Genomic DNA, 26,211 nt, shown 5'->3' with positions numbered 1-26,211 from the left:
ACCGCAGACGGCTAGTAACGCCCGGCCGGTCACGCTCAAGGAAAGCCAGCATCGCCTCTGCTTGTGTCTGGGCCTCCAGGGTGTATTGGCCGAACACTACGAGTCCTCATCGGCGCGACCGACTCGATGCTCCACCACATGCCGAAGGCGAGCTCCCCAATCTGGTGCCTGCCCTCCGGTTTGCCGCGCGGCCATCACGAACGCCCCATATCCTGCTTCGATCCTCACAGCGGCTTCGTCGACACCTGATTGGTCGGCCCACGTCTTCCAGACCGATCTCCATCGAGGGTGGTCGATCTCTGCCACTAGCCCAGAAGGGAGCGGCAGCACGGCTTCCGCGACTTTCTGGGCTGACAGGCCTGTCACATCAGCGACTGATCCAACCATGGCCGGCGTCAAAGGCTTCTTGCCGCCCAGAAGAGCCATCACCTCGTGCTGAGGGATTCCAAGCGCTGTAACCAAACTCGCGAGATCGAGTGATTTGCCGAGCAACCGACCCAAGGGGACCGCCGGCCGATCGCTAATTGCTATGGGAAGTGCCGGCGCATTCCGGAGATATACAAGGTCATCTTCCAAGTCAGCGCGAAACGCTGCGGCCGGATCCAACGGTGAGTGAGTACCTTCACCGCGCCGCGTACCCGCTGGAGGCACCTGGTCAGGCGATTTCCAGATGGCGGCTGTCCACCGGACAATGTCAATAGACCAGATATCGATCGGGCGTTCCAGGACGCGTAACGGCAGAGGCCCGAGCTGGTCAACCCAAAGGGTGGATTCAACGCCAAACACTGCCGAGCCCCTATCCAACACCAAGCAGTTGTCGTCCTCGACAGGCGGATCAACCGTCACTGGCGCTCCCATCACCCCGTCCTCACAGAGAGCCACGACAAGAACGAGAAGGCTGATGTCGCCCCAGTTTGACCGCCATACCTGGCCGACCTCGATCTTCAACTCGTTGGGTTCGCCGAAGCGGCGCCGGAGCCCTTCGCGCGTCAATGCCTGCGGTCCTCGGGCCTGGCGTGTGAGGTCAAGAAGCCGCTGCGACATGGGGCGGTCACTCATGATGTCCTCCCGCAATCGTCAACCAGGTAAGTTGACGTTTCAGCTTGACGACGCAGCTCCGGACTCGTCCGGCGTCTACGTACAGCATGCTCATTTCACTTCGATGACACCACACAACCGGATCACCTCCAGCCCCACTGCGCGCACGTCATCGCCCTCCCCCACGAGTTCAGCCAGCCTCTCTTTAAGACACCTCATCTGGTGATATGCCTGGCTTCGCCCGCAGCCGACAAGCCGCCGCACCTCCTCGGCATTCTCCAGGTGCGGCACGAGCAGACGCTGTAACGGCGACAGCATGCCCACGATGGAAAGAGCGGTCGCGGCGGCATCTGCCTCATCCTCGGCAGCGATAAGTTGTTCCTCCGGAGAGAGGACATCTGCGGTCAACTCGCCAACTGATTCATCGGTCAGAGACATCTCGATCGGGTCCAGAACCACCGGAAACCGCCGAGCGAACACGACCGTCAGCTGCCCGATCTCCAAGCTTCCAGATGCCGCAGAGAGGACTGCGACGGCAACAGACCCTAATGACGCTCGGTCCGCAACCGGTGCTCGGGACTCGCCCGACCACTTCGGAATCCGCACACTGCGCACCATCCGCGCTGCGACAACAAGATCATCGGTCCTTCCGGACCACGGTGGGTCCGACGTGCCCACCATCCGCCATCGTCCGGCACCCGGCTCATGAGCCGGAACCTTCTCAATGCGGTCGTCCTTCGACAACACATCCTCGAGAGTTCGCCGCAACGATCCGAGACGTGACTTACGTGCCCGATCGATCAGCCAATGTCGGATCGACACACGTAAGTATCTGCCCAGCGCAGCGTCGTCGCTGACTTGCGCCAGCAGCGTGGCCACAAGGCCGTCCAGACGTTCGACGAGAAAGCTGTGGAGCAGGTCCTCCCTGACCGCCGGCTGCCACCCGCCTGGTGGCCGGAGCACGGGAAATCGCTGAACCTCCTGCCAAACCAGCTGATCAATCAACCCAACTGATATCGGGCCGAGGTATCCGAGGTCGTGTAGCTCGTCATAAGCGGTGATGGGATACCCCCTCAGCAGGCGCCTAGAATACGTCGAGTGTGTTCCCGATCATGACCAATCAGCGTCGATCGAACTGACTGGCCGATGACACTCCAGTCGTTCGGCCACGAGGCCAGAGGCTGATGCCCTTGTTCGCCAAGGGTGGCTGCCGGCGACGAGGCGCTGGCCAGCAGGAGCCCAGAGCGGAAGACGAACTGGGCCTCCTGTTGCCCAGAGTGACAGCCTCAGGATGGTTTCTCAACGCGGCGCGCAGCCAACAACGACCGACCACGCCGAGCGCCGACGCGGGTTCGAACACCTCTGGGCACGCTCTGGGCACGCAACTTGATCAACATGCAGACTCATGCACGCTTTTAGCACCTCGAACGAAGATCACGAAATGACGAAACCCCAGCCCACAACGTACGAGCCAGGGTTCGATGCGATAGACGTGCGCAGCAACGTTCAAGCCACAAGCAACGTATTACGAGTGCGTCGCTCTGGCCAACTGAGCTAAGGCGGCGTGGTACCAGGTGCTGTCGAGGAGTCTACGTGAGTGCCAGTCTGTGCAGCCTGCGCGGGTCGGGGTGGCTCTCTCAAGTCAACTGCCTGTGTCAGCCCGTACCAGGCTGTATCGCCTGGTTATAGATCCTCTGGGCACACACTGGGCACACAATCCGAGGTCCCCCACTCCTGGAGATCGTGACTCTGAGTCACGGTGGAGCGGGGAGACTGATTTGCGTCGAGCCTCAGTGCCACACTTGAGGGGTCCTCTTGGCCACTGTGAGGATCATGCCGCCAGAGCCGAGATCGACTGTTGTTGATGTCCGCGATCTAGTTCCGCGCAGTCGATCCCGAGTCTCTCCTGGGAGGCGTTGCGTCGTTGCGGAGATCGTGGCCGGCGATCGTGCCGATGACGCGGTTCGGTAGACCTTGCCGGCTCGGGCGTGCGCCTCTGTCCGGGAGAGCAGGTTCCCGACCTCATCCAGAACAACTGCGTCGGCTGATGGGGTAAGTGCCACCGCTGCGGAGCAGAACTGAGCCCGCAGGGTGCGTATGCGGCTGATTGGTGGCGAGACGGAAACCCAGCTCGTGTTGACGTTACGGTCTAATCGACGTCCTCGAAATACTGGGCCACGTCGTAGTTCGCGATCAGGTGAGCCAAGCCGACAGGTGTTTGTCCGGAGGCATTTTCTTTACGGGGGTCCGCTCCAGCTTTACGGAGCAGGTCTATCATCTCGCCGCGGCCTTGCGACGAAAAGACGGCGACGCCCAGTGGTGTGTTCCCGAATTTATTGACGGCATCTACCGATGCTCCACGGTCCAGAAGGACAACAGCGACGGGCACGTTTTGCTGCTGAGCCGCTAGGTGCAGTGGACTGAACCCGTCCCTGTCCTGCAGGTTGGGATCCTCGCCTGCGTCGAGCAGAATAGCGGCGTCCGCAGAGCTCCCGGTAAGGGCGCAATAGTGCAGTTCGGAGCGGCCTTGCCGATCAGTCACGTCAACTCCTATGGCTGTTCATACTTATGGCTCATATTATTGTACGGATCTTCGATCCAGTAGTGGCTCGGGTCGTTCTCGAACTCTATGAACTGACTACGTGACCAGTTGTTCGCCCGCGCCATGTCTCGATTGCGCCAGTATTCAAAGCCGGGCCGATGACCAAAGTGAAACGGGCCGTCCGCGGGAATGATTTGAAATGTATTTGGATCGATATAGTTACCGTCGGCATCTTTTGGGTGGGCGTCGAGGATAGCCTGTTTTGTCGAGTTACGCAGGGTTACTCGATCATACCTTGAGTCGGCCGCGCCGGATGCGTCAGCTGTTGAGACGAAGTGTCCGCCGGCGTCACGGATAGAGCCATCGCCTGAATAGTAGTAGGTTCCATCACCCAAATCGTAGCGTTTCGTCACCACTGGTTGACCCGAGGATGGTTGACCACCGGACGGGGAGGCGTACGCAACTGGACCTACAACTGGAACCCGTCCGTCAGGTGGTTCAGGCGGTGAGCGATCACCTGGTCCACCGGTGCCGATGGGACCTTTGGGTGGAACAAGTTGGGCGGTGGGATCCGGTGGCGACTGAGGGGTGTTCGGGCTGGTGAGGGTGTAGCAGGTTGCGTTGCAGGTGGTTGTCTTGGTGGGGTCGGTGGTGGTGCCGGCTTGGTTTTGGAGTTGTTCGCTGCCGGGGAGCAGTTTGATGGTTTGGCCGCGTGTGTTGGGTGCTTCGGTCAGGGGCGCGCGGGTGATTGATGTGGCGAGGTTTTTGAGGAGTTGCCATTCGTTGATCAGCCACTGCGGCGGGGGTGGTGGTGGGCCGTGAGGGGCGCCGCCGCTTCCGCCGTTGCCGAATCCGCCCCAGGCGCCTCCTCCGTAGCCGCCCGGAGGATCGCCGAAGGTCGTGCGTCGTGGGCCGTGGTCGAAGTCGAGCACGCTGTAGTCGTAGCCATTGCAGGGGTCGCACTCAGGGCCGTAGGCAGCCTCTGCTGGGAATGCGAAGAACCACCCTATGGCAGCAATGCCGATGATGGCCCCGCCAACGAGCAGGCCACCGACTCCGAGCGCGGCGCCGCCAACTTCGGCAGCGCCCCCGGCAAGGTCAGCTTCCCAGGCTGCGAAGTCTGATTCCGCCCCATCAATGATGCATTGGATGCCGCAATGGCCTGTGGGGTCGGAGCCGTTCAGCGGGCTGGCGTCGCCGTATGTGTAGCGGTTGGTGGAGTTTGTGGTGGGATTGAGGGTCCAGGTGTCACGGCTGGTGAAGCCGCCGGAGGTGGGGTCGTACCAGCGGGAGGCGGTGTTGAGGAGGCCGTCGGCGGACCAGCTGGACTGGTAGCCGACCGCGGGTGTGGTGCCGGAGTTGGCGGTGGCGACGCCGAAGGGGTCGAAATTGGTGCTGCCGGTGAGGGATCCGGTGGCTGGGTCGATCGCACCTGTGATGTCGGTGTGTTGGTCGGCCAGTAGCAGTCGGCCGGTGGTGCCGGGGCGGTCGCTGATGGGGTTTCCGCCGGGGTCGCGGTTGACGGTGGACGTTCCGCCGCTGGCGGTCGGCAAGGTGACGGGGGTGTTGGTCGGGTCGTCGTAGCCGACGAGCGCGTTGTTGACTGTCGCCGCTCGGTTCAGGCTGTCGTACGTGACTGCTGTGGTGTTGGTGTTCGCGCCGCCGCCGGTGTCGGTGATGGAGGTCAGTCGTTCGAACGCGTCGGTGGTGTAGCTGGTGGTCGGGGATCCGGTGCCGCTGGTGGACATGCTGGCGCGGGTGCCGCGGGCGGTGTAGCTGTAAGTGGTTCCATCGGATGTGGACGTGAGTTCGTTGCGCGCGTCGTAGGCGGCTGTCGTTGACGTGGTTTGACCGCCGGTGGTGCGAGCGACCGCGGTGCGGTTGTCGGCGTCGTCCCAGCCGTAGGTTGTTGCGGTGGCCCCGGTGGTCGAGCCGGTGAGGCGGGCTGAGCCGTCGTATGAGTACGTGTTCGTTGCCGCGCCAGCGAAACCGGAGGTCGTTTTACCGGTGAGGAGACTGTCGTTGTCGTAGGTGTAGGACGTGGCCGCACTGGTTGAGCCGGTCGTTGTTTTGGATGTGTCGCTGGAAAGGCCACCGAAAGGGTTGTAGCCGTAGGTTCGGGTGGCGCCGGTGCCGTAGCCGACCGAGGAGACCTGGCCGAGCGCGTTCCGTGTGTATGTCAGCGTACGACCGGTCAGCGGGTCCGCTGTCGTGGCCAGCTGACTGGCCTTGTTGTAGGTGAACCCGGTGGAACCGGCGGCGTCGACCCGGCTACTGAGGTTGCCGTCGGCGTCGTAGCCGAATGTGCTGCCGCTCGCGGTGTTCGCGACATTCGCCGCGCCGCCTGGAGAACCGGTCGAGCTGGTGGTCAACAACCCGCGGTCGTTGTAGCCGTAGGTGATGGTGCCGGTGGGGCTGTTGGCCGAGATCAGGCGGCTGTCCTTGTCCCAGGTCAAGGACCTGGCTGTCGTGGCGTCGACGCCGGATCCGGTCTGGTTCGTGGGGTTGCCGAGCACGTCGTACGCACTCGCGATCGCCACAGCGCCGGGTGCGGTTTGCCGGATGGTTTGGCCGGCGGCGTTGTAGATGCTGGTCCAGGTCCGGTCGGCCGGCGAGGAGTAGGTCGCTGTCGGGGGTTCGGTGACGGATTCGACCAGGCCCAGCGAGTTGTACGTGGTGTCCGTGGCGTGGGCGTTGCCGTCGACCATCCGGGTCCGGTTACCAACGGCGTCGTACCCCAGGCCGACAGTCGTCGTCTTCCCAGTGGCGGGGTGACCGACGATGGAGTTGAGCCTGTTGTCGGCGTCGTAGCTGTAGTTGGTGAGCCGTCCCTGCGCGCTGGTCGCCGAGAGCAGGTTGTCGTTGTTGTCATAGCTGTTCGTGGTGACACGCGGCGCCGGGTTGCCGGCGCTACCTGAGGGCGCGGTGACCGTGGTGTTGACTGGCCGGCCGGCGAGGTCGTGGTTGGTGGTGGTGGTGACACCGTCTGGGGTTTTGACGGTGGTTGGGCGGCCAGCGATGTCGTAGCTGTAGGTGGTGGTCAGCCCGGTGGGGTCGGTGACGGTCCAGGGTTGGCCGACGGCGTTGTAGGCGGTGGTGGTCGTGTTCCCGGCGGGGGTGGTGACGGTGGCGCGATCACCTTCGTCGGTGTAGGTGGCGCGGGAGGTGAAGTTGGACGGCGACACGCTGCGGTCCACGGCGGTGCTGGTGATCTGCAGGCCACGCTCGTCGTACGTCGCTTCGGTTCTAGCGCCCGTCGGGTCGACGGTCGACAGGACCTGACCGTTTCGGTCGTACCCGGTGGTGGTGACGCCGGGATCCTGGCCGGGCAGCGTTGGGTCGGTCTGGGTGATCGGTCGCCCGTACGGGTCGTACGTGTAGCTGGTCTGCGCGCCCAGCGGATCGGTTGTGTTAGTTGGTAGCCCGCGGGTGTCGTAACTGGTGACACTGGTCGGGGTGATCGTCGGGCCGCCGCCGGGCGGGGTGTACGTCGGTTCGGTGACCGTCGTCGGGGCGCCGTCGAGGGTGAACCCGGTGGTGGTCAGGGCACCGTTCGGGTCACGCTGGCCGGTCGATTCCCCGAAGGTGTCGTAGCCGTAGGTGGTAGTTGATGTGACGTTGTCGCTTCGGGTTCCGGCAGTCCAGGTGGTCACCGCGGGCTCAGCCTGAGTGGACAGCGCGCCGCTGTTGTCGTACCCGAGCTTGGTGATGCCGCCGTTGGGATCGGTGACGGTGATGGGCAGACCGCGCGCGTCACGGGCGGTGGTCGTGGTCCGCTGATGACTGGCGTCGATCATCTGGCTGGCGGTCAGCACGTTGCCGGCGGCGTCGTACGTGTCGGTGCTGGTTTCCGTCCGGCCCGGGCTTTCTTGGCCTGTGGTGGCGGTCGTGAGGATGTTGCCGTCAGCGTCAGGCGTCAGGTCCTGTTGCCGGTAGGTGGGGGGCGGCTCCGTTGTGGAGCCGGTGGCCGGGATGTTGGTGGTGGAGGTGACAATCTGTGTTTGATTGCCTGTGGGGTCGTACGCGTAGGTCTCGTCGGTGGCGTCCAGTTTCTCGGTGACATGGCCAGCGCCGTCGTAAAAGTAGAGCGACTGGACCACGTCACGTGCCGGTGCCGTGCCGCCCTGGGTGTAACCGGGCAGTATCACCTGTTGCAGGCCGTCGTCGTCCCAGTAGGTGTACGTGTGGGTCACGCCCATCGCGTCGGTGACCTGCGCTAGCCGCCCAGCGGGGTCGTACGCGCGGGATTCCAATGCCAGGCTGGTCGCGGACGGGTCCTGCGGATCGACGCCAGCGCCGTTGGCGGTGGTGGTGAGTAGTTGATGCCGGTCGTTGTAGGTGGTGGCTAGGTGCAGCCCGGTCGCGGTCGTCGCCGAGGTCGGGTCGCCGGCGGTGTTCCATCCGGTGCTGTTGATCTGTCCGCCGGGCGAGGTCGTCGTGGCCAGTCGGCCATGACCGTCGTAGGTGTACGACCAGCCGCGATCCGCGTCGGAACCTGTGAGGTCGCTGGTGTCCAGGTGGGTCAGTTGCCCGTCGTCGGCGTAGGTATATGTGGCGCGTTTTGTATGTGTGGCGCCGGTAATCGGGTTGGTGATAGCGGGGCTGGTGACTATCGCGGGCTGGGACAGGCCGGCGTACGTATAGCTAGTGGTCCCGTAGTCGTGGCTGCCATCGTGTGTGCCGCTTGAGGTGACGCGGCCGAGTGCGTCGTAGCCGTAGTGGGTGACCAAGCCCAGCGGGTCCGTGCTGTCGGTGAGGGCGCCAGTGGCAGCGTAGGCCAGGGTGGTGTGTTGGTTCCGGCGCCCGACAACGGAGACGAGCTGGCCAAATGAACCGGCGGTCGGGTCAGTGCCGTAGGCATAGGTCGTGACCGGGTGTGTGGTGCCGTTGGCGCCAAACGTAGGTTCGGTGACGGTCAGCGGCCGGCCGTTGGTGTCGTATGTGTACGTCGTGCAGTACGTGGTGTCGGTTTGACTCGTGCTGCGCCCGTCGCATGAGGACGTGAGTTTGTCGTTGCGCGGGTCCAGCGGCCCGGCCGTGTTCAGGTAATAGCTGTAGTAGCTGGTTGAACACGAGTTGGCGTCTGTCGTATCCGAGCAGGTGGTCCGAGACAGGGTGTTACCGCGGGTGTCGGTGGTGCGGACAGTGGAGTGGTTGTTTTCGTCGGTGACCCCGGTGGCGAACCCGTCGTCGTTGTAATCCCAGGCGGTCATGGTGTCGCCGTCGGTGCGGCTGACGGGCCGACCGCCGTGGTCCACGTCGGCTACTGAGGTGATGTCCTGGTGGATGTCCGAGTGCAGGGTGACTGATCGCTGCGGCCAGGTCACGTCACCGGGGTTGGCTGGGTCTGGGGTGGTGACGGTGGGGTCGCCCAGGGTCCAGTTTCCGCCGTTGGCGTCGGTCAGTGTGGTGAGGCGTTCGGTGGTGGGCCCGTAGCCGATCTGGGCGTATCGGTGGCCGGGCTGGTCGACGGTGGTGAGTTTCTGGGTGGGAGTGCGAGCGGCGTAGTGCGCGGCGACCTGGGTGGCGCCCAGCGGGTGCCAGTAGATCGCGACGTCGTCGATGGTGCCGGTGAACGGGTCGTACCCGTCGACCGCGGACGGCCAACTTGTGGTTCGGGTGGTGCCCAGGAACATCTTGGTGATGGCCTGGTGGTCGATCAGCCCGGACAGCGTGCCTTGCGCGACCCCGTCCAGGTACAGCGTCTGGGTGTTGATCGCCCCCGAGATGACGGCGTGGTGCCAGTTCCCGTCGTTGACGGTCGCTGCGGAGGTGATCGGATTGATGCCTCCCTGCCACCATTGGCCGCGTAGTTTCCCGTCTGTTCCCACGTAAAGAACGGGCACGAATTGAGTGGGTGTGGCTGTCAGGGCAGTGTTTTGTTGCCCGAGCAACACGCCGCTACTCGTGGTTTTGAACCACAGTTCCGCGGACAGTGACAGCGCGGGGCTGGCGAGTTTGTCCGGCAATGACGCGGAGCTGGGACCGTTTCCACCTAGGCCGGTGGGGTCGAATCCGCCTGCGTCGAACCCGGCCGCGGTGTCGTCGCCGCCGGTCGCGCCGCTCTCGCCGAGGTCGACGTTGTCATAGGTGATCTGGTCTGTGCCGGGCTGACGGGCAACGATGCTGGAACCGGCGGCGGTCCCGGAGTTGTCGTCCAGTCGCCAGTACGCGTACGGATTGTCATCCAGGGCCGTGCTGCGATACCGGGTGCCGGATTGGTACTGGTAGGTGGTGCAGGCTGTCGCCGACAGTGGAGCGCAGGCGGTGGTGAGCGCGCCGTTGGTGTACTGGTAGGTCCAGGTCAGCGGCGGCGCGTTCGGGTTGGCGGGGTCGGTGCTGATCGACGTGACGGTGCCGTTGGTCCAGTTGACGTGCAGCGAGCGCCCTGACATCGCGTCGGTGATGGTCGTCAGGTGTCCGCTGCTGTCGTCCGTCCAGGTCTGGGTGTGCCCGGAGGTGTCCACAATGGACACCAGATGTCCCGCGGAGTCGAATATTGTTCGCTGACCACTCGGATTGCTCAGGGTGTATTCGCTGTTCGCTGCCGAGTAGACCAGGGTGACGTTCTGGCCTAGCGGCGGCGCGTACGTCCCGTCGGGGTTATGGCCGAACCGGGTTTCTCGGCCGTCCTGGCCGGTGATCACGACGTTGCCCGATCCGTCGGTGTCGCTGCGAAGCCCCACGTCCAGTAGCGACGACCAGCCTGGTCCGAATGCGCCGGTGGTACGCGGGTCAGCTGAGTTGTATGAGCGGTTCACGGCCAGCGCGGGGCCGGGGACGTTGATCGACGCGTCCTGGGTCTGGGTGGTGTAATTGCCGATCTGCGCGTCCACTCCGGGCGCGCCGCGTGGATCGCTGGTCGCGGACAGATGGCTGGTGATCTCTGGCTGCGGGGCCTCGGTGGTCAACCAAATCGGCGCTGAGGTCGGTCCGGCGGTGACCTGGTCAGTTGCTTGGACCGTCCAGAAGTACTTCGTTCCCCATCTCAGGGTGCCCGCCGGTGGTGTCCAGGTGGGTGCCACCTGCCAACCGGAAGACGCACAGCCGACCGGAGCAGCGGCGGTGCCGCCGCAGATCTTGAACGAGAACTTCGCGTTCGTGGCCGGGGTGGCCTCTGCATACAGGGTCGGTGTCAGCGACGACACCGCCGCGCCCGACCCGGGCTGGTTCGCGGTGACGGTGGGACCCACGGCGCCCACCGTGAACGGCACCACCCCGAACGGCACCGCGTACGTCGAGGAGAAGAACTGCCCAGACGCGTTTCCCATGTCCAGCCATAACTGATATTGGGCAGGTGGCAATGGTGGCACCGTGATGGTGATCGACGCGTCGCTGCCGGGCGGCAGGGTCACCGTGGGCGCGAACCGGTAGGTGCCGGGGCCGACCACCACTGTCGAGCCCTTCATCACCCGGAACGTCAGCTTCCACGCGCCGTTCGCCGGCCAGGTCGAGGAACCCTCGTTGTAAACCACCACCCCCAGATTCCCGGACTGGTTGGGCGTGACCGGCGGGTTGAACACCGGGTTCCGGATCTCATACGCCGCGCCCTCAGGTTCGTAGGTCACGTCCAGATACGGAATGTTGGCCGCCACACCCGACTGCGCGGACGCGAACTTCTTCCAGTCATTGATGTCCGTGGTGCCCGCGCGCAACGTGAACCCGTACACCGCGGTCTGGCCATGCGACCACTTAGTCATCAGGTCCGCGTCCACCGGGAACCCCTCGCGCGCCGCTGGGCATCCAGAGCTATACCCGTGCGCGAAAGACTTCGTCACCCCGCGGCTGGTGTCGTACGACGCTCCCGGCCACTGCTTGAGCGTCGTCGCAGCCCACGAACCGGTGACCGGGAACATGCTGATCGCAGCCGCCTGACACGAATACGACCAGACCTCGGTCACATTCACCGTCGCCGCCACAATATACTGATTCCGGATCGACGGCAGAACCGAGTTGAAATCGATATACGCCGCAGCGTTGTGCCCACCGGTCGAGTCCGTGTAATGACCGACCTTCAACAAATCCTCACCGGAGTTGTCAGAGGTGTACGGCGACTGCACATAGGTGTCCCCGTCGGTGTTCGTCCGCACCGTCGGGTCAACCACGACCGGGAACTGCCGAGCCGGATCATGCAGCCACCCCGAATCCAGGCTGACCTGAACCACCCACACACCGCCGCGCTGGGACAGCGAATACGTCACAGCATGCGAAATCGCGCCATCGTTGGTGATCGGGCTGAGTTTCGAATCCTCCATCCAGCCAGCCGGAATCCACGCCCGCTGCACTCCGGCCGCGTCTTTCAGCACCACGGCACCAGAGCCGGGATCTATCGACGGAGTCAGGCCAGCCAGGGTCAGCGGAAAAGACCACGTCGACGGGGCATCGGGTGACGCGAGGACAATCTTCTCCTTAACGCCGTCGACAGAAGCGGCCAAATCGAGGTTCGCGTTCGGGCGAATACCGTTAAACGTCAACGAACTGCCGTCCGCCGCGGTCACCCCGGGCACAGGAGCGGCGCCGTCGACGCCGAAACCCACCGAGGTGGACCCGGTGGTCACCGTCGCCAACGACGGATCGGTGCCAGTGGTGCCAAAACTGGTCGTGACGCCGGAATCTGCTGGCACCAAACGGCTGGCGCTCGGTTTCAGTCGCAAGTCCAGGGGAACCATCGCGCCTGACGACTGGTCACGGACATTCGCCGTACCAGCGTAAAAACGAAGCGTGTGAGTGCCGTCCGGGTTCGCGAACTCGGTTTGCCGGGACGTACGCGCACCGGGAACCTCTCGTGACGCCGCGGTCATTCCGGTCGAGGGCGGCGCCTTCTCCGTCATAGCACCGGCGTGCTGTGGCGCGGGCTTCGGCTTGGCCGGCAGAACGGGAGACGAATACTTCGTCTGTGGTGGCACGGCGCCTCGCACCGCGGGAGACGTCACCGTCCCACCCAGGTGCTTGTCGGTTGCCGAAGTGGGAACCCTGCCGAGACGACCGGCAGCCGTCCCAGTCAGCTGCGTCGGGGCGCTCGCAGCTCCACCAGCAGACCGTGCGACAGCCGCGCCAGCCGGTTGTTGAAGTCCCGGAAGGAGCTGAAAAACCAGAAGAACAGCCAGAGCACACGCCAAAAACCGCAAACGAGACATACTCGCCCGCCTTCCCCGTGAAAGCCAGCCAAACGGCCAGCAGAAAGTAACAGGGGGGGCCGGCATTCAGAAGGGACAATCTCAATTCGGCCACAAAGTCATGGAACAAAAGCCTCGTGCGTGTGGTCTAGGTCGAAAATGGTAGCCCAAATCCACCTTGGTCTTGGGTGTGGAACTCTCCGACCGATAGTCAAGATTTCCCTGTGGAATGGTGAAGAAGCCGCCAACCCGTTCCGGTTCGGAACCCAAGGCTTGGCCGCGCACCCATTCAATGGGGAGTGTCGTACCCTCCTGCCACCATGTGCCGCATGCGCTTATCCAGACAGGTGAACCCTAGAGACAGGGCAGTTTCGCGAGCGGATCCGCTGGAGGTGAAGACATTCACCTAAAACCCCCTCAGCCCAGGATGGTGGTCAGCATCTTGATGTGAGCCGGAAAAACGTGGCCGTCGATCTCGGCCAGATGCGTGGTCAGGTCGGTGTAGTCGTTCGCACGTACCCACGCTGCCAGGTCGGCATCATCCAAACCACGTACGGTCGGGAGGTCGGACAAGTGTCCCAGATCGCATTGGTGCAGCGAGGTGACCATCCAGCTTTCGCCCGAGCACCTTGGGTCCTGGACATATTGGGGCCGTCCAGCAACCCATCCGAGATGATCGTCAAGTTCAGGCCGGTCTCTTCACGAAGCTCCCGGACGGCCGCGTCCGCTGATGCTTCGCCGCCGTCCACGAAGCCGCCGGGCATCGCCCATCCGTGGCCATCGCCCCGGCTTACAAGCAGCGCCCAGCGCTGACCAGATGGCGGCTGGGTGACAGTGACCAGGGCATCGGCAGCCAAGGCTTCGCCCCAGTGGCCCAATTGATTGCGGCCCGTTGGATCGCGGGCTGCTCGCAGGGATTAACCGGTCGCCCATCCTCGACTTCGAACCAGATCGCTGCCGCGCGCTGCCGTGGTGGCCAGTCGATTTTGGTCGGATCCGCCTCCGGATCTGCCCACCCCTCCTCAACGCCGCGCGTGAATACCTCAGGCGCTGTGTACTCGGTGACCACCGCGCAGCCCTCCTCTGTCAAACAGGCGGATCTCGTGGAATGAAGCAGGCTAGTTTGTCGATCACACGTACTGCCAGGTGCTGTCCGATTCGCCGGTGATCGGCGGGTATACGGAGCGGCGAAAGCCGGGGCGTGGGGAGCAAGTGGAGCCGGGACCCGACCATCATCGCCGCCGGCGTCGGTCTGCGCTAAACGAGCCCTGTCGGCGTAGGTGCCTGGGTGGGGTGTGTCCGTTCGGCACCGGAAGTCGCTGCGAGTGGTCGTCTGAGTGTCGTCTCGCGAGCTGGCCGCGCCAGTCTCGTTCAAGGAGGGTTGAATGGCACCGTCAGGTATTCCAACTCTCGGAATACCTCGTCTGGCCGGCGCTCGACAGACCCTTGTGACTGACTGTGCCGCCACGAACCAATTCCGTGCTTGGACTGATGGCAGTGCTGCGGTCGGGATCCACTCGCGGGTCGTGCCTGCGCGCAGGCGTGCGGTCTGTGGCGATCGCAGGTGCTGTCACCTAGCCGGAGTTTCCGGCCTTTCTTGATCAACATCGACGTTTCCGCTGTTCAGCAGACACGCGTCATGACCGTTGGTGTATTACCCACCTGCCCGGTCGTCGCCTCAGCTGTACTTGCAGGTCATTAGGTACGGGACCGGCGATGTCCGACTCCAGGCGTTATCTTAGAGGACTCCTTGATCCACATGTAATGGGTAATACGCTCGCGGTGGCTAAAACTCAACGCTCACAGCAAAATCCAGAAGGTCAGCGACGAAGGCCGGAAACTCAGGCTAGGAGGCCGCTGAATAATCCGCGTGTCGCCCCGGCGGCCTCCTAGTTCTGGAGCGTTGTGGTGGTCAGGTTGGTGTGGTTTTACGTGGCGGTCGTCGGCAGGTTTGTGGTTGCGGCGTGGAAGATGCCGGCGGTTGCTAGGCGGATGCGTTGGCTGGCGGTGTCTGGGTCGGGTTGTCCAGTCTCTAGCCAGATGACGATGGCGTCGATGACGACTTGTGGCATCAGGGTGGACGCCCATGTCGCCCAGGTGGGGTCGTTGATCACCTGGCTGAGTTGGCGGTGGGCGGTCGCGCGCATGGTGGTTTGGAACGCGTCGATGTCGCTGCGGAATTCTGGTTCGCGGACGGCGTGGCGGAACAGTAGGCGGAATCCGGCGGGGTCGTTGGTTGCGGCGTGCAGGAGCGCGTCGATGCTGTCGTTGGTGTAGTCGCCGTTCTCGTTCACTTTGACGGCGGCCGTGAGGTGGTCGCAGATCCGTTTGAGTGCGGCTCGGTATAGCTCGGTTTTGCTGGCGAAGTGTCGGTAAACGATCACTCTGCTGATGCCGGCTTGGGTGGCGATCTCGTCGAGGCTGGTGGCCGCGTAGCCGGTGCGCGCGAACGTCTCGGTCGCGACGGCGAGGATCTGGTCCCGGCGGTCGGTGCGCGAGAGTCGTCGTTTGGGCTGGGTCGTCGCCTGGTTCTGCGCGGATGAGTTCGCGACTGCCATCACACCTCCACCGTTGTTTACACGAGAATCTACAACACGTATGTTTACATGAATGTTAACTTAGGGGGTGGGGATGGACGACTGCGATGTGTTGATCGTCGGCGCGGGTCAGGCCGGTTTGGCCGCTGGGTATCACCTGCGAGAGTCCGGCCTTCGGACGGTGATCGTGGATGGCGCGGACAGGGTGGGGGCGAGTTGGCGGTCACGTTGGGATTCGCTTCGCCTGTTCACCCCCGCTCGGTACGCGGGTTTGCCGGGGATGCGTTTCCCGGGTCCGCCGGAGGCGTATCCGGGTAAGGACGAAGTCGCCGAGTATCTGGCTGAATACGCGGCGAGGTTCGCCCTTCCGGTGCGCTTGGGTACAGCGGTGACGGATCTGCGTAGAGACGGCGCGGGTGGTTACGTGGCCATCACCGCGAACGGTGTTCTGCAGGCTGGTCAGGTGGTGGTGGCCACCGGGCCGTTCGGGGCGCCGTACGTGCCGCCGGCCGCGGAAGACCTGAGTCCGGATGTGCCACAGATGCACAGTTGGGCCTACCGGAGCGCGGATCATGTTGCCGGGCCTGAGATTGGGGCTGGGGTGTTGGTGGTGGGTGGTGGGAACTCGGGATTTCAGATCGCCGCGGATCTTGCCGCCGCGGGGCGTCGGGTGAGTGTGTCGATTGGTCGCCGCAATGCTTGTGTGCCGCAGCGATTGTTGGGCAGGGATATTTTCTGGTGGCAGGCCACAACGGGGCTGTTGCGGGTGAGCGCGGATTCGTGGCTGGGGCGCCGGATGCGCGAGGCGGACGGTACGGTCATCGGCTTGTCCGCGAGAGAACTGCGCCGGCGCGGGATCGTGTTGCGTGCGCGGGTGAGCGCGGCTGTGGGGCGCGTGGTGCGTTTCGCGGACGGCGGCACCTTGGAGCCGGATGCGGTGGTATGGGCGACGGGTTTTCGGCAGGATTATCGGTGGTTGCACGTGCCAGGCGTCCTCGACGAGGACGGTCGTGTCCACCATCGTCGCGGTATCACGCCCGCGCCGGGCCTTTATGTCCTTGGGTTGCCGTGGCTGCATACCACCGGTTCAGCGCTTTTGGGGTTCGTAGGCGCCGACGCGGCCTATCTGGCAGGCCGCATTCAGGAATCAGCGAAACTGAGCCTTTCCTCATGATCAATGTGGATCGACGCGCTGCCTGCGAGGCCAACGGTCGCCCCCTTCGGATCAGCGGATTCCTCCTTCAACACAGCAAAACCTGCGGAAACTTTGAGGGCCGTTGCAGCAGATGAGGCATCCCTTCACGGATCGAGCGGGAGCCGACGTTAGGCGGTGCCGTCCCAGACCAGGGTGGTTAGTTCGCGTCCGGAGGAGCCCAGGTCTGGTGGCAGCTGTGGATCGATTCCGCTGCGGCGCAGGACTGTGTCCACGTCGGCGCTGGCCTCGGGTGGGAGGCAGAGTCTGCGGCAGGTCACCTCCACGAGGTCGGTCCAGGTGGCGTGTTCGGCTTCAGGTGGTCGCGACCAGCGGTGGACGCGGGGGTGAATGCCGAGTTCGGCGAGGGCGGTGATTGCGTCGGCCACGGTGGGGCCGGTGGGGCGGTCGATGCCGTGGAAATGGCGCCAGTACGGATTCAGGTCGGTCAGTGGGTGCTGGTCGGCGATCTCCACGATCACCGTTCGGCGCGCGTGCCGGGTCAGCGCGTGGATGAAGGGAGGCAGGTCCGCGATGTTGTAGAGGACGTTGCCCACCAGCACTACATCGGCGGTCAGGCCGGCGGTCGGGTCGTGGTGCTCGGTGTTGACGGCGGCGTCCGGCCAGCCAGCTCGCAGACAGCGTGCCGGGAGTTCGAGGTTTGTCGCGCGGGTGGCGTACGCGTTCAGCAGTGCGGTGTCGGTGTCGATCGCGGTGACAGCGGTGACCGCGGCGCGGCCGGCCAGCGGCAGGCTGGTGGCGCCGGCGGCGGCACCCACGTCCAGCACCGTGCCGGGTTCGGTCAGGGCGGCGCGCGCCTGCTGGTGGGTGGCACCGATCGGGTCGGTGATTTGCCGGTCGGCGCGGCGGATGAACACCTCGCGCGGCAGCACCCACGGCGATCGCGCCGGTTGTGGGATGGTGGCGGGGATCTGCCAGGCGGCCAGTTGCCGCGCCCAGTCCGTCACGGCGCTCACGACGTCACCGTTTGGTGGGCGGCTTGGGTGAGCAGCGCGGCGGCGTGCTCGATGTCGGTCTCGGTGCTCCACCGGCCCAGGGTCAGCCGTAATGCGGCGTTTGCCTGGTCGGCGGGCTGGCCCATCGCGGTGAGCACGGGTGAGGGTTGGTCGGTGCCTTCGTGGCAGGCCGAACCGGTCGAGGCCGCGATCTGATCGACGGCCGCGAGTAGTCGGTTGCCGGTCGTCCCCTCGATGCGGATGTTCAGCGTGTTCGGGAGCCGCCGATGGGAATGCCCGTTCAGGTGCACTCGCCCCGGCAGTGCCTCGTCGAGCTGTTGATGGAGGGCGTCGCGTAGCCGCGTCAGGTGTGCGCCGGTCTGGGTGTCGACCAGGGTGGCGGCGCGGCCGAGCGCGGCGATGCCGACGATGTTCTCGGTCCCGCCGCGGCGCCCGCCTTCCTGCCCGCCGCCGTATACCAACGGCTCCAACTCCACTCGTGCCCGTACGTACAGGGCGCCAACCCCGGCCGGCGCGTACATCTTGTGGCCGGTCACCGTCACCAAATCCGCACCCAGCGCGGCGACCTCGACCGGGATCTTCCCCATTGTTTGCGAGGCGTCGGTGTGCAGCAGCGCCTTGCCTGCGTGTGCGATCGCGGCCAGGTCGGCGATGGGTTGGATCGTGCCGGTCTCGTTGTTGGCGTGCATGATCGTCACCAGCACGGTGTCTGGTCGCAGCGCCGCCGCCAGCGTGTCCGGGTCGACCAGGCCGTCCCGGTCGACGGGCAGCACGGTCACTTCGAAGCCGTGCAACCGGCGCAGACTGTCGCACGCCGCGAGCACGGCCGGGTGTTCGGTGGCCTGCGTGATCACATGCCGGCCATCAGCGCGGCGCGCCAGCGCGGCACCTCGGATCGCCAACGTGTCGCCGTCAGAGCCGCCGCCGGTGAACACCACCTCGCCCGCCGCGCAGCCCAGCACACCCGCTACGGCCCCGCGCGCTTCATCCAACGCGGCCCGAGCGGCGTGGCCGTACGCGTGGCCGCTGGACGGATTCCCGAACGACTCGGTCAGAAACGGTGCGCACGCCTGCGCCACCCGTGGATCCACCGGCGTCGTCGCGTTGTAGTCCAAATAGATCGGACCACCGTGCAATGCCTGCGGGACCTGCATCGCCCACCTCCTCGCATCACGACACCGACTTGTTCTACACTATTCCATGAAACATTGGAGGATGTGGTGAGTGGACGTGCGGCGAAGACGGTGTTGTTCGACCAGTTCGCCCGGGTGGGCAAAGCACTGGGGTCCGGCAGCCGGTTGGAGCTGCTGGACCTGCTCGCCCAGGGTGAGCGCACGGTGGAGGCGCTCGCGGAGACAGCCGGGCTGGGGTTGAGCACCGCCAGCGCGCACCTGCAAACCCTCAAACGCGCGCACCTGGTCGCCACCCGCCGGGACGGCACCAAGATCTACTACCGGCTCGCCGGCGAGGACGTCGCCGCTCTGTACGCGCTGGTCCGTACCGTCGCGCAGCGGCGCATCCCGGACGTGGAACCAGCGCGGCGCGACTTCCTCGGCACGGGCATCGGAGCTGGCGCCGAACCGGTTGATCGCGAGGAACTACTGGCCCGCGCCCGGACCGGTGAGGTCACCGTGCTGGACGTACGCCCTGGCGTGGAATACCAGGCCGGTCACATTCCCGGCGCCCTCAACATTCCGCTGCACGAGCTGGCCGACCGGCTCGACGAACTACCCGCCGACCAGGAGATCGTCGCCTACTGTCGCGGCGCGTACTGCGTCCTGTCCCACGACGCGACCCGACTGCTGGCCGGGCGCGGTTACCGCGCCCGCGTGCTGGCCGACGGGATGCTCGAATGGCGCCTCGCCGGCCACCCGGTCACCACCGCGTAAACGACGTTCCTGTCCAGAACGCCGACCATTTCTGCAGATCGGAAAGGGACGAGCGTGACCCGCGAGGCCACCAGCATTAGCACGAGCGCCAGCTCTGGGCCGCCGCATCCCGCGCAACGGCGGATCCTCACCGCCCTGGTGCTCTCCCAGATCCTCAGCGGCGCGGGCCTGGCCGCCGGCATCACCGTCGGCGCCCTGCTCGCCCAGGACATGCTGCACTCCACCAGCCTCGCCGGCCTGCCCAGCGCCCTGTTCACCGCCGGCTCCGCGCTCGCCGCGGTCGGCATCGGCCGCCTCTCCCACCTGCGCGGCCGGCGCCCCGGCCTGGCCGCCGGCTACCTCACCGCCGCGATCGGCAGCGCCGGTGTCATTGCCGCCGCCGTGGCCGCCAACCCGGTGCTGCTGTTCGCGGCCCTGTTCGTGTACGGGGCGGGCTCGGCCACCAACCTCCAGGCCCGGTACGCCGGCGCCGACCTCGCCGCCCCGGCGCGCCGTGGCCGCGCGGTCTCCACCGTTCTGGTCGCCAGCACCCTCGGCGGCGTCATTGGCCCCAACCTCGGCGCCCCCACCGGCACCCTCGCCACCACCCTCGGCATCCCGCCGCTGGCCGGGCCGTTCCTGCTCGCCGGCGCCGCGTACGCCGCCGCCGCGCTCGCCCTGACCCTCTGGCTACGTCCCGACCCACTTCTGCTCGCCCGTGCCCTCGACGCCCAGTCCCAAGCCGACCAGACCGGCGATGGCCAGGTCGCAGATCTGTGCCGAACGTCGGTCTGCGGCTGCGGTAAAGCGACACGCAACATTGCGGTTGGAAGAGTCAGGTGTCACGAAACGTAACTACCGCGGGTCCATGTCGCCGCTCTATGCGTCAGCAATCGAATCTCGAGATTTCCTTCAGGGCACACTCCGGGCACACTAAGTGATCCACATGCATTTTGTTGCATGCTTCGCCGGCGCCAAGGCTGATTCCCAGAAGAAAGAACCGCAGGTCAGACGGCCTGCTCGACCCTGAAAGCAGAAGAAGCAGCCTGACGGGCAAAGCCGTCGGCGGTGCATTACGAGTGCGTCGCTCTGGCCAACTGAGCTAAGGCGGCATGGTGCTGTTCGCTGCTGATCAGTCTAGCTGAGTGCTGGTTTGTCCAGGTGAGGTAGGGGGCCGCAGGTCAGTTGGAGAACCCAACCGTGTTGGTCTGTGCTGGCCCGTGGGGCCTGGTTGTGATTCTTCCGGGCACACAATGGGCACACAACCGGAACGAGAAACCCGTTTATGACCTGCTCGGTGACTACACAGAGCCAAGATTGCCCCGTCAGTGCACCTCAACAATGAAGCGCGCCCCGCATCGCAAGGGGACGCGCGTGACAACACTTACGTCGCGCTTGCGTCCAGGCCGGGGGTGGCGATGAGTGTGGAGAGTTGGGCGAGCTTCTGCTTGCGGGGCCAGTAGTAGACCCAGGTGCCGCGGCGTTCGCAGTCGACTAGGCCGGCTTCGCGTAGCACTTTGAGGTGGTGGGAGATGGTCGGCCCGGTCAGCTCGAAGGCTGTTGTGAGGTCGCAGACGCAGCTTTCGCCGTTGGCTGAGGTGATCAGCGACAGGAGCCGCAGGCGCACAGGGTCGCCGAGTGCCTTGAATGCTTTGGCCAGGTCAACCGCGTCGTCGGGTGTCAAGGGCGCGGTGATTAGCGGCGCACAGCAACCGCCACCGACGATGCGGGCCGATTCCATGGCCAGACTCTGATTTGACACTCCTCTATATTGACATCTATCTATTCATGTTGCAAGCTTGCCGTCGCCACCTTGTTTAGATCAATGTCTAGACAGAGGATTGGGTGGTGATTCCAAGCGGAGGAGCTGGTCATGAGCACGGATGTCACCTCAGGCGGGTTCGCCGGAGATCCAGCGCAGGCGTTCACCCCAGCCGCGACTGGTAGCTGTTGCGGAAGCGCTCCGACCGAGATATCGGCAACGCCCAAAGCAAGTGCTGGTTGTTGCGGCGAGCCGACCACGACCGAGTCGACGGGCGCTTGCTGCGGAGCACCGACCTCAGCGGCATTGGCCGCGCCGACACAGACGGACACTTGCTGCGGATGAGTACGAACGCGCTCCGCGACCACCTCGCCGCACGAGGCGACGTTTCCGTAGCTCGGCTGAGGTCGACGGTCGCGCGGTTGTCCGGCAACGAGTTCACTGGGAGACGCGTCGGCACTGCCGGCGGCCTGGCATCCGGTGAATGGCTGGCCGGACAGCTGCGTACCGCTGGAGCGAACGTGAGCGTCGACCATTTTGAGGTCGCGGCTGTTCTGGAGTTATCCGAGACTCCGGTATTGGAGTGGAGCGGTCACAGGGGAATGCGAGTTTTGGTGCATCGGCGGGATTTCGCGGAGCATCTACGCTCTGCCTCGCTGCCAACGGTTCAGACGGGCTTGCTTGGTGCGATGGACGACCAGGACTGGAACGGGCGCTGGATTGTGGCTGCCACGCCGCAGCAGCGGGTGCTGCAACGAGCCTGGGCCGAAGGTGCGGTGGGGTTGTTGGTGCCGCGGGGTGTCGATGAGGCGGGCTGGATGCCGAAGATGATCGCCGGCCCCGGAGCAGCCTCGGTTCCGATTTTGAGCGTACGAACCGATCTACACCTGGAGATGGCGGCGTCGTCAAGCCGCGGCGACCGAGCGTCTGGCTCGGTGCCGCTGCAAACGGTGGCGGCGACTGGGACCAATATCTGCGGCCTATACACGAAAAGTCGACCGGGTGCTGTGTCGGTGTTGTTGACCGCGCATCGCGATGGAGTGGGTGATGATCTCGATCAGCGCCTGCCGGCCGCGGCGGACAATGCCTCCGGCGTGGCCGTGATGATGGAGGCCGCGCGGCTGCTCGCGCTCGCGTTGCCAGATGGTGTCGGGTTGGCGGTCGCGTTGCTCGATGCGGAGGAAGTCGGCGCGTGGGGTTCAGCCCACCACGCGCCTCAGGTGTCGGCAGGTACGTACGTCATCAACGTCGACGGCGCCGCCCAGCTACGTGAGGCCGTCGCCGTGGAGGCCGGAGGTCCGGCCGAACCTCTGCTGTCGGCCTTGGACCAGGCGGGCCGTCAGGTCGGGGTGCCATTGCGGGCTGGGCCAATGCCGTCGGACAACCGCCGGTACGCCGCCGCGGGACTTCCCGCGATCGGTATCGGCATGGGAATGCCCGGCTACCAGACCCCGGCCGAAACGCCCGACCGTGTCGAGCCGGCGACGCTGCTCGCGGCCACCCGTCTGATCGTCGCCACGGTGCAACTCCTGGCGGCTGCGGCATAGGTGGCGGTGTCGTCCAGGCTCATCAAAGGGGTCAACGTCCTCGTCATGATTCGCGATTATCGACCGTGATCCAACAGCATCGATAGATGAAGGTGAGCAATGAATAACCAGGTTTTCCCTGTGGTGGTGGTCGGCGCCGGCCCGATCGGGTTGGCGGCGGCGGCGCAGCTGGTCGAACGCGGCTTGGAGGCGCTGGTGTTCGAAGCCGGTGACGCGGTCAGCGCGGCGGTGCGCGAATGGCATCACGTGCGGCTGTTCTCCCGGTGGTCCGGGCTGATCGACCCGGCCGCGCGGCGCCTTCTGGAAAAGTCGGACTGGCAGGAGCCCGACCCGGACGGGTATCCGACCGGGCTGGAGTGGGCGACTCAGTATCTGCAGCCGTTGGCGGACGCGCTCGGGACCGTCGTGCGGTTGAACACGCGGGTCGTCGGAGTCGCGCGGCGTGGCCGTGATCGGGTGGTGGACGCCGGCCGGGACAATGAGCCGTTGGTCGTACGCACTGTCAGCGCCGACGGCGTCGAACACCGGGTGGTAGCGCGCGCAGTGATCGACGCGTCCGGGACCTGGGGATCCCCCTCACCGGTCGGCGCCGATGGCCTGCCGGCCATCGGCGAGCGCGCCGCGGCGGACAAGATCAGCTATCGGGTGCCGGACCTGACCGACGCCGACAACGTGGTGAGATACGCTGGGCGGCAGGTGGCAGTGCTCGGTAGCGGGCATTCGGCGCTGACCGCGTTGGTCGCGTTCGCGGGATTCGCCCAGACGCATCCGGGAACCCGAGTGCGGTGGGTGCTACGGCGCGGCGCGGTCGGGAATGCCTTTGGTGGCGGCGAATCCGATCAGCTCGCCGCTCGCGGCGCACTCGGTCAACGCGCGCAGGTGGCGGTGGACGCCGGGCACGTCGAGGTGGTCACCGGATTTCGTACGTCCGATATCGAACGGGCCGGCGACCGGCTGGTGTTGGTCAGCGACGACGGTCGGCGACTGGACGCGGTGGACGAGGTGGTGGCGGTAACTGGATTCCGGCCGGACCTGTCCTGGCTGTCGGAGGTCCGCCTGGACCTGGACGCGCGGTTGCAGGCGCCGGTGGCGTTGGCGCCGTTGATCGACCCGAACGTACATTCCTGCGGCACGGTGTATCCGCACGGCGTCAAGGAACTGACCCATTCAGAGGCCGGGGTGTTCCTGGTAGGCATGAAAAGTTACGGACGGGCACCGACTTTCCTTGCGCTGACTGGGTACGAGCAGGTCCGCAGCGTCGTTGCCGCGATCGCCGGTGACCATCAGGCCGCCGAGCGAGTGGACCTGATCCTGCCGGAGACGGGAGTGTGCGGCGGCGCCGGACTGTTCGACGAGCCAGTCAGCGATGCTGGGGCGGGTGGATGCTGCGGCGTACCGGCGCCGGTGGAACTGACGCTTACCGCGAGCCCGCGCGACTGATCCGTCGCGAGGAATGACCATCCCCAGGCACAAAACGAACGCACGTCGCCGATGGGCGCTGGTGGGTCTGTGCGTCACCGAGATCACCAGTTGGGGCGTGATGTTCTACGCCTTCCCAGTCCTCTCCCCATCCATCACCGCCCACACCAGGTGGCCGGCCACGGTGGTGACCGCCGCGTTTTCGGTTGGGCTGGTCATCTCCGCGTTCAGCGGGATCGCGGCCGGGCGATGGCTGGACCAGCACGGCCCCCGCGCCCTGATGACCGCCGGCTCGATCCTGGGCGTGGTCGCGATGGTCTGCGTCGCGACCGCACCAAACCTGGTGGTGTTCATCGCGGGCTGGGTATTGGCGGGACCGGCGATGGCCGCGACGTTCTACCCGCCCGCGTTCGCCGCGGTGACCCGCTGGTACGGCCCCGACCGGGTGAAAGCCCTGACCGCGCTCACGCTGGTCGCCGGTTTCGCCAGCACCGTGTTCGCGCCGCTGACCGCCGTGCTGGACTCCTGGGTCGGGTGGCGCGGCAGCTACCTTGCGCTGGCCGCGGTGCTGGCGGTCGTCACCATCCCCATCCACGTCTTCGTGCTGCACCTACCGTGGCCGGCGCCCGACCACTGCCCCGCCGGTCACGCTGCCCCTGGTCAGGGGGTGGGAGCGATCGTACGTAGTCGCGGGTTCGTGGCGCTGCTGGTGGCGGTGGGGCTGGGTGGTTTCGCGATCTACGCGGTGGTCGTGAACCAGATCCCGCTGCTGATCGGACAGGGGCTGAGCCCCACGGTCGCGGCGTGGGCGCTGGGGTTGGGCGGCGCCGGGCAGGTCCTGGGGCGATTGTTTTACCACCCGGTGCTGACCCGGATCCCGGTGGTGGCCCGTACGGTCACGATCTTCGCCGCCGGTGCGATCACCACGGCATTGTTGGCGATCCTGTCCGGGCCGGCGGTCGCGTTGATAGCTGCGGCGGTCGTTGCCGGCATGGCCCGGGGGCTATACACCCTGGTACAGGCCACCGCGGTGAGCGACCGATGGGGATCAGCCGCGTACGGCAGGTTGACCTCGATCCTGAGTGCCCCGACCACTACCGCGACCGCGATCGCCCCGTGGGCCGGTGCCGCCATCGCCACTGCCTTCGGCGGATACCGCGTGTTGTTCGCCGTCCTCGCCGTGATTTGCCTTGCGGGTGCCGCAGCGGCCGTATGGACCCGACCCACCGCGGCGGCGTCGTCCGCCGAGGCCATGGTCGCCGTCAACTAGCCATCCAGACCGGACGATGTTGCACGCAGGGCGACAGCGGACGGTGGTGTAGACATGCTGGTGTGGACGAGCGACGCCGACCAGCGCACGAGCTGGAACTTCAAGCATTTGGGGATCCGCCGAGGTTTGACATGCGAATGTTCCCGCTTCTTGGGTACGACGGGCGGCGCGACGGGAGGGTCATCCTGGCCGACACCTATGAATTGCGGGAGGTAATGGAACTGGTGGGGCGGCAGTTCCAACGGGAAAGCCATTTCGACTTCGCTCCGTTTGATGTCGAAGAATACGGGCAGGTCGGCGTTTTGTTTGACTCAGCTCGTCATTCAGCGTCCTTCCCGATCGTGGCCGGGGCGCTGGGCTGTGTCGTGAGGAGGACGGGTGGGTGCTGGAATGGATCTGGATTCATCCGTACGATCGCGGCGGGCGGCTGTTCTCGCAGGTGTGGCCCGAATTGGAAGCGACCTATGGCAAGTTCCACATTCGCGGGCCCTATAGCAAGCCAATGGAGGTCGCTCTCCACGATCTTGGCATCACCGATGGCCGCCTGATCTAACAGCGACAAAACCAAAAGGGGTGCGGGTCAGGCGAGCAGGTCGCGCAGCGCTTCCCATCGGTCAGGGACAAGGGAATACCAGGTCCAGGTTCCCCGTGGCTCGCGCCGTAAAAGTCCAGCGTTCACCAGCACCTTCAGGTGGTGGCTAACCGTCGGCTGACTCAGCCCGACCGGTTCGGTCAGGTCGCAAACACATGCCTCGCCGCCTGCGGTGGCCCGGATCAGGCTCAGCAGTTGCAATCGAGTGGGGTCCGCGACCGCTTTCAGCGTCTTCGCCAACTGCTCTGCGGTCGGTCGATCCAGCGGCGCCTTCGTCGGGCCGGCGCCTACACATGCCTCAGCTACCGGTGACACCGTGGCGTCCGTACGTGCCGTCGCCGTCATCGTCCA

The 26,211-nt window shown here is 65.3% G+C and carries 18 protein-coding genes and 1 tRNA gene; 7 read left to right on the top strand and 12 right to left on the bottom strand.

Features of this window, described 5'->3' with window-relative positions; genetic code table 11:
* Positions 1–96: 96 nt before the first annotated feature.
* The 7 genes from ABD301_RS01470 to ABD301_RS01445 form a co-directional block, all read right to left on the bottom strand.
* The gene (locus tag ABD301_RS01470; protein WP_344306387.1) at positions 97–1,059 is read right to left on the bottom strand and encodes a hypothetical protein; all 963 of its coding nucleotides are present in this window, start codon (positions 1,057–1,059) and stop codon (positions 97–99) included.
* A 90-nt stretch (positions 1,060–1,149) separates the two neighbouring features.
* Positions 1,150–1,917 carry a hypothetical protein gene (locus ABD301_RS01465; RefSeq protein WP_163571927.1) on the bottom strand — a complete coding sequence of 256 codons (768 nt, stop codon included), beginning with the start codon at positions 1,915–1,917 and terminating at the stop codon, positions 1,150–1,152.
* A gap of 1,270 nt (positions 1,918–3,187) precedes the next feature.
* Positions 3,188–3,580: an ankyrin repeat domain-containing protein gene (locus ABD301_RS01460; RefSeq protein WP_163571926.1), complete on the bottom strand. Its 393-nt coding sequence runs from the start codon at positions 3,578–3,580 to the stop codon at positions 3,188–3,190.
* Between the two features lie 8 nt (positions 3,581–3,588).
* Positions 3,589–12,411, bottom strand: a complete 8,823-nt coding sequence (locus ABD301_RS01455) for a GH-E family nuclease (protein WP_344306383.1) — start codon at positions 12,409–12,411, stop codon at positions 3,589–3,591.
* 702 nt (positions 12,412–13,113) lie between these two features.
* Positions 13,114–13,242, bottom strand: coding sequence for a hypothetical protein (locus tag ABD301_RS01450; RefSeq protein WP_344306381.1), 129 nt, complete (start codon positions 13,240–13,242; stop codon positions 13,114–13,116).
* Positions 13,188–13,553, bottom strand: coding sequence for an NUDIX hydrolase (locus tag ABD301_RS42255; RefSeq protein WP_425551867.1), 366 nt, complete (start codon positions 13,551–13,553; stop codon positions 13,188–13,190). Before ABD301_RS42255 ends, ABD301_RS01450 begins: the two co-directional genes overlap by 55 nt.
* A gap of 1,071 nt (positions 13,554–14,624) precedes the next feature.
* On the bottom strand, positions 14,625–15,254 hold the full coding sequence (locus ABD301_RS01445; protein ID WP_163569946.1) for a TetR/AcrR family transcriptional regulator: 630 nt from the start codon (positions 15,252–15,254) through the stop codon (positions 14,625–14,627).
* 73 nt (positions 15,255–15,327) lie between these two features.
* Between ABD301_RS01445 and ABD301_RS01440 the strand changes: the two genes are divergently transcribed.
* The gene (locus ABD301_RS01440) at positions 15,328–16,407 is read left to right on the top strand and encodes a flavin-containing monooxygenase (protein ID WP_344306378.1); all 1,080 of its coding nucleotides are present in this window, start codon (positions 15,328–15,330) and stop codon (positions 16,405–16,407) included.
* Positions 16,408–16,556: 149 nt separating this feature from the next.
* Here ABD301_RS01440 and ABD301_RS01435 read toward each other — a convergent pair whose 3' ends face one another.
* Together ABD301_RS01435 and ABD301_RS01430 are read right to left on the bottom strand one after the other, a co-directional pair.
* On the bottom strand, positions 16,557–17,402 hold the full coding sequence (locus tag ABD301_RS01435) for a class I SAM-dependent methyltransferase (RefSeq protein ID WP_344306376.1): 846 nt from the start codon (positions 17,400–17,402) through the stop codon (positions 16,557–16,559).
* Positions 17,399–18,556 (bottom strand): cysteine desulfurase family protein, encoded by a 1,158-nt coding sequence (locus ABD301_RS01430; RefSeq protein WP_344306374.1) that lies wholly within the window; start codon positions 18,554–18,556, stop codon positions 17,399–17,401. The genes ABD301_RS01435 and ABD301_RS01430 overlap by 4 nt, the downstream gene beginning before the upstream one ends.
* A 66-nt stretch (positions 18,557–18,622) precedes the next feature.
* Here ABD301_RS01430 and ABD301_RS01425 point away from each other — a divergent pair, with 66 nt between their 5' ends.
* Together ABD301_RS01425 and ABD301_RS01420 are read left to right on the top strand one after the other, a co-directional pair.
* Positions 18,623–19,291, top strand: coding sequence for an ArsR/SmtB family transcription factor (locus tag ABD301_RS01425; protein ID WP_163569945.1), 669 nt, complete (start codon positions 18,623–18,625; stop codon positions 19,289–19,291).
* A gap of 54 nt (positions 19,292–19,345) precedes the next feature.
* The gene (locus tag ABD301_RS01420; protein WP_425551866.1) at positions 19,346–20,125 is read left to right on the top strand and encodes an MFS transporter; all 780 of its coding nucleotides are present in this window, start codon (positions 19,346–19,348) and stop codon (positions 20,123–20,125) included.
* A gap of 185 nt (positions 20,126–20,310) precedes the next feature.
* Here ABD301_RS01420 and ABD301_RS01415 read toward each other — a convergent pair.
* Positions 20,311–20,382: transfer RNA gene (locus ABD301_RS01415), tRNA-Thr, on the bottom strand.
* A 272-nt stretch (positions 20,383–20,654) separates the two neighbouring features.
* Positions 20,655–21,011, bottom strand: a complete 357-nt coding sequence (locus ABD301_RS01410) for an ArsR/SmtB family transcription factor (protein ID WP_344306373.1) — start codon at positions 21,009–21,011, stop codon at positions 20,655–20,657.
* A 362-nt stretch (positions 21,012–21,373) separates the two neighbouring features.
* On the opposite strand from ABD301_RS01410, the gene ABD301_RS01405 reads away from it, so the two are divergent.
* From ABD301_RS01405 to ABD301_RS01390, 4 genes are all read left to right on the top strand, one after another.
* On the top strand, positions 21,374–22,579 hold the full coding sequence (locus ABD301_RS01405) for a M28 family metallopeptidase (protein ID WP_344306371.1): 1,206 nt from the start codon (positions 21,374–21,376) through the stop codon (positions 22,577–22,579).
* Positions 22,580–22,678: 99 nt separating this feature from the next.
* Positions 22,679–24,019, top strand: coding sequence for an NAD(P)-binding domain-containing protein (locus tag ABD301_RS01400; RefSeq protein WP_344306369.1), 1,341 nt, complete (start codon positions 22,679–22,681; stop codon positions 24,017–24,019).
* A gap of 13 nt (positions 24,020–24,032) precedes the next feature.
* Complete coding sequence (locus ABD301_RS01395) at positions 24,033–25,268, top strand: MFS transporter (protein ID WP_344306367.1); 1,236 nt, start codon at positions 24,033–24,035, stop codon at positions 25,266–25,268.
* Positions 25,269–25,650: 382 nt separating this feature from the next.
* Positions 25,651–25,821: a hypothetical protein gene (locus tag ABD301_RS01390; protein ID WP_344306363.1), complete on the top strand. Its 171-nt coding sequence runs from the start codon at positions 25,651–25,653 to the stop codon at positions 25,819–25,821.
* Positions 25,822–25,848: 27 nt separating this feature from the next.
* On the opposite strand, the gene ABD301_RS01385 is transcribed toward ABD301_RS01390, so the two are convergent.
* A complete protein-coding gene (locus ABD301_RS01385; RefSeq protein WP_344306361.1) occupies positions 25,849–26,205 on the bottom strand; it encodes an ArsR/SmtB family transcription factor in 357 nt (118 codons plus the stop codon).
* Positions 26,206–26,211 lie beyond the last annotated feature (6 nt).

Origin of the sequence: Fodinicola feengrottensis, assembly GCF_039530045.1 — a bacterium.
Classification (GTDB): domain Bacteria; phylum Actinomycetota; class Actinomycetes; order Mycobacteriales; family HKI-0501; genus Fodinicola; species Fodinicola feengrottensis.
The sequence above is the reverse complement of the archived record's forward strand: the minus strand, read 5'-3'. Positions and strand labels throughout refer to the sequence as shown.